Source organism: Mycobacterium sp. TH-M82 (assembly GCF_057473605.1).
The window spans coordinates 1-3,297 of record NZ_JBYCKY010000319.1 but is presented as its reverse complement, the minus strand read 5'-3'; the positions used below and the strand labels follow the sequence as shown (position 1 = coordinate 3,297).

Genomic DNA, 3,297 nt, shown 5'->3' with positions numbered 1-3,297 from the left:
CGGCGATGTAGACCAGGACGACCAGTCCGCCGAACTCTCCGACGAAGCGCTCGACGGCATCCCTGCAAGCCGACGCCGAGGAGACGTCCGCCGAAGCGTGAGAACCGTGTTCTATGTATGCGAAGACATCGGCCAAACGTCCGGTTTCCCGGCCGATGCCGAAAACCGTTGCACCCTAACGGGAAAACAAGAGTGACGTCTGGGCGCCGAGGCCCGAGGACGTACCGGTCACCAGCGCGACCTTGCCCTGCAACGTCGACATGCCGTTCCTCGTCTCCCGGTGGTCGCGGAATTCCTTGAGATCAGCGGAACTTCGCTCAGTAGAACCGCATCCGCGCAACGCCATCCCGCAACAGCTCAAGTGGCGCAACGGTTCTCAATCCGACCACGCGCAGCGCGCGGCGTGCGGCCAGCAGTGCGATCAGGCTGATCGCCAGTCTGCCCAGTGCCAACCGGCTCGTTCGTCTCCTGCGGGCCGCGGGTGCGGCGGCTGTGCGCCGGCCGAGGTAGTAGCCGACGCACGTCGCGGTCACCAGGGCGGACATCGCCGCGAGCACGGTCATCTCGACCAGCGTCCTGCGTCACCGTCGCGGCACGGTCACACGCGGAACACGTGTTGGCAAAAGGCGGCCCGGCGGTCATCCGATGACGCTGTTGACCACCTCGCGCGCGGTGTGCTGCACCTCGGCCAGGTGCTCGGGCCCCTTGACGGAGTCCGCGTAGCTCTTGTAGACGTCCTCGGGGCCCGACGGCCGCGCGGCGAACCACGCGTGGGCCGTCGTCACCTTCAGCCCGCCCAGCGCCGCCCCGTGGCCGGGCGCGGCGGTCAGCTTCGCCGTGATCGGCTCCCCGGCCAGCTCGGTGGCGGTGACCTCCTCGGCCGAGAGCTTGGCCAGCCGGGCCTTCTGGTCCCGGTCGGCGGGTGCGTCGACGCGGGCATACGTCGGGGCGCCGTAGTCGGCGGTCAGTTCCGAGTAACGCTGCGACGGGCTGCGACCGGTCACGGCCAAGATCTCGGCGGCCAGCAGGGCCAGGATGATGCCATCCTTGTCGGTGGTCCACACCGAGCCGTCGCGGCGCAGGAAAGACGCCCCCGCCGATTCCTCGCCGCCGAAGCCGATGGTGCCCCCGATCAGGCCGTCGACGAACCACTTAAACCCGACCGGCACCTCGAGCAGCTTGCGGCCGATGCCCGCGACCACCCGATCGATGATCGACGAACTGACCGCGGTCTTGCCCACGGCGATGCCCTCGGGCCACGACGGGCGGTGGGTGTAGAGGTAGTCGATGGCCACCGCGAGGTAGTGGTTGGGGTTGAGCAGGCCCGCGTCGGGGGTGACGATGCCGTGACGGTCGGCGTCGGCGTCGTTGCCGGTGGCGATCTGGTAGCGGTCCCGGTTGGCGATCAGCCCGGCCATCGCGTCCGGCGAGCTGCAGTCCATCCGGATCTTGCCGTCGTGGTCGAGCGTCATGAACCGCCACGTCGCGTCGACCAGCGGGTTGACCACGGTCAGCTCGAGGTTGTGCCGCTGCGCGATCTCGCCCCAGTAGTCCACGCTGGCCCCGCCGAGCGGGTCGGCCCCGATCCGTATCCCGGCCGCGCGTATCGCGGCGATGTCGACCACGTTGGGCAGGTCGTCGACGTAGTTGCCCAGGTAGTCGTGGCGGTGGACGGTCTGCAGCGCACGGGCCAGCGGAACCCGCTTGACCGGCGAGCCTTCGCGCAGAAGCTCGTTGGCGCGCTTGGCGATCGCGTTCGTCGCCTCGGTGTCGGCCGGGCCACCGTGGGGCGGGTTGTACTTGAAGCCGCCGTCGGGCGGCGGGTTGTGCGAGGGCGTCACGACGATCCCGTCGGCCAGCGCCTCGGTGCGGCCGCGGTTGTAGGCGAGGATGGCGTGGCTGACCGCCGGGGTGGGCGTGTAGCGGTCGCGGGAGTCGATCATGGCCGTCACGTCGTTGGCGGCCAGCACCTCCAGCGCCGACACCCAGGCCGGCTCCGAAAGGCCGTGTGTGTCCCGGCCGACGAACAAGGGTCCGGTGGTACCCTGCGCGGCTCGGTACTCGACGATGGCCTGGGTGATGGCCAGGATGTGGGCCTGGTTGAATGCCCCGTTCAGCGCCGAGCCGCGGTGGCCCGACGTGCCGAACACCACCTGCTGGGCGACGTCATCCGGGTCCGGTTCGATCGAGTAGTAGCAGGTGATGAGGTGGGGCAGATCGACGAGGTCTTCGGGCTGGGCCGGCTGACCGGCACGCGGATTGGCCACCATGGCTCCCCATTCTGCCCGCGCGTCGGCCCGCGCGCGCTCCAAGCCTTGCCCACCGCACGTCCGGCTACGCTGCGAAGCGCACCGCAAACACACCGAAGGGAACCGATCAGTGGCAGGCCTCGACCACCGCGAGTTGGCGGCGGTTTTCGCCGGCGGCGCGCTGGGCGCGCTGGCCCGCGCCGTCGTGACCGTGCTCACCGTCCATGACCCGGCGAGTTGGCCGTGGCCGACGTTCGGGGTAAACATCGTCGGCGCCTTCCTGGTCGGTTACTTCACCACCCGGCTGCTCGAGCGGCTCCCGCCGTCCAGCTACCGGCGCCCGCTGCTGGGCACCGGGCTGTGCGGCGGGCTGACCACGTTCTCCACCATGCAGGTCGAGACGCTCACCATGCTTCACCGCGGCCACTGGGCGTTGGCCGCGGCCTACACCGTCACCACCATCGTGCTGGGCTTCCTCGCGGTGCACCTGGCCACCGCCTTCGTCCGCCGGGTGCGGTTTCGCCGATGACCGGCGCGCTGACGTCGATGGCGGTCTGGGCCGGCGTGCTGGTCGCCGGCGGCACCGGGGCGGTGCTGCGTTTCCTGGTGGACCGGACGGTGGGTCGGCGGGTCGCCCGCCCGTTTCCGTTCGGCACGCTGACGGTCAACATCAGCGGGGCCGCGCTGCTGGGGGTGATCAGCGGCCTGGCGCTGGGCAGGGAAGCGGCCCTGCTGGCCGACACCGCGTTCGTCGGCGCCTACACCACCTTCTCCACCTGGATGCTCGAATCCCAGCGGCTCGGCGAGGAGCGCCAGCTACGTCCCGCCCTCGCCAACATCGTCGTGAGCGTCGCGCTCGGGCTCGCCGCGGCGCAGCTGGGGCAGCGGATCGCCGAGCACTTATGAGTTGTCAGGGACCCCGGCTAGTATCGAACGCATGTTCGAAGAATTGGTGGCGGTGGACCCCCAGGCCGACGAGGCCGCGCTGATCGGGCGCATCGCCGAGCTGGAACGACTCAAATCGGCCGCCGCGGCCGGCCAGGCCCGC

At 70.2% G+C, this 3,297-nt stretch carries 6 protein-coding genes; 4 read left to right on the top strand and 2 right to left on the bottom strand.

The features are described from left to right. Positions 1–196 (top strand): hypothetical protein (locus tag AC2VON_RS10030; RefSeq protein ID WP_486952814.1); only part of this gene is annotated, 196 nt, incomplete at its 5' end. 121 nt (positions 197–317) lie between these two features. Here AC2VON_RS10030 and AC2VON_RS10025 read toward each other — a convergent pair. Both AC2VON_RS10025 and pgm read right to left on the bottom strand, forming a co-directional pair. After that, positions 318–563 carry a hypothetical protein gene (locus AC2VON_RS10025; protein ID WP_486952813.1) on the bottom strand — a complete coding sequence of 82 codons (246 nt, stop codon included), beginning with the start codon at positions 561–563 and terminating at the stop codon, positions 318–320. A gap of 75 nt (positions 564–638) precedes the next feature. Continuing rightward, on the bottom strand, positions 639–2,270 hold the full coding sequence (pgm, locus tag AC2VON_RS10020) for a phosphoglucomutase (alpha-D-glucose-1,6-bisphosphate-dependent) (protein ID WP_486952816.1): 1,632 nt from the start codon (positions 2,268–2,270) through the stop codon (positions 639–641). Between the two features lie 109 nt (positions 2,271–2,379). Here pgm and crcB (AC2VON_RS10015) point away from each other — a divergent pair, with 109 nt between their 5' ends. From crcB (AC2VON_RS10015) to AC2VON_RS10005, 3 genes are all read left to right on the top strand, one after another. Beyond that, on the top strand, positions 2,380–2,778 hold the full coding sequence (gene crcB / locus AC2VON_RS10015) for a fluoride efflux transporter CrcB (protein WP_369739755.1): 399 nt from the start codon (positions 2,380–2,382) through the stop codon (positions 2,776–2,778). Further along, positions 2,775–3,155: a fluoride efflux transporter CrcB gene (gene crcB / locus AC2VON_RS10010; RefSeq protein WP_369739756.1), complete on the top strand. Its 381-nt coding sequence runs from the start codon at positions 2,775–2,777 to the stop codon at positions 3,153–3,155. Before crcB (AC2VON_RS10015) ends, crcB (AC2VON_RS10010) begins: the two co-directional genes overlap by 4 nt. Before the next feature lie 31 nt (positions 3,156–3,186). Next, the coding region (locus AC2VON_RS10005; RefSeq protein ID WP_486952815.1) for a hypothetical protein at positions 3,187–3,297 on the top strand (111 nt) is incomplete at its 3' end.

Excerpts from the sequence above, each read along its gene's own strand:
- pgm (WP_486952816.1), bottom strand. The coding sequence starts at position 2,270 with ATGGTGGCCAATCCGCGTGCCGGTCAGCCGGCCCAGCCCGAAGACCTC.
- AC2VON_RS10025 (WP_486952813.1), bottom strand. The coding sequence starts at position 563 with ATGACCGTGCTCGCGGCGATGTCCGCCCTGGTGACCGCGACGTGCGTC.
- crcB (WP_369739756.1), top strand. The coding sequence starts at position 2,775 with ATGACCGGCGCGCTGACGTCGATGGCGGTCTGGGCCGGCGTGCTGGTC.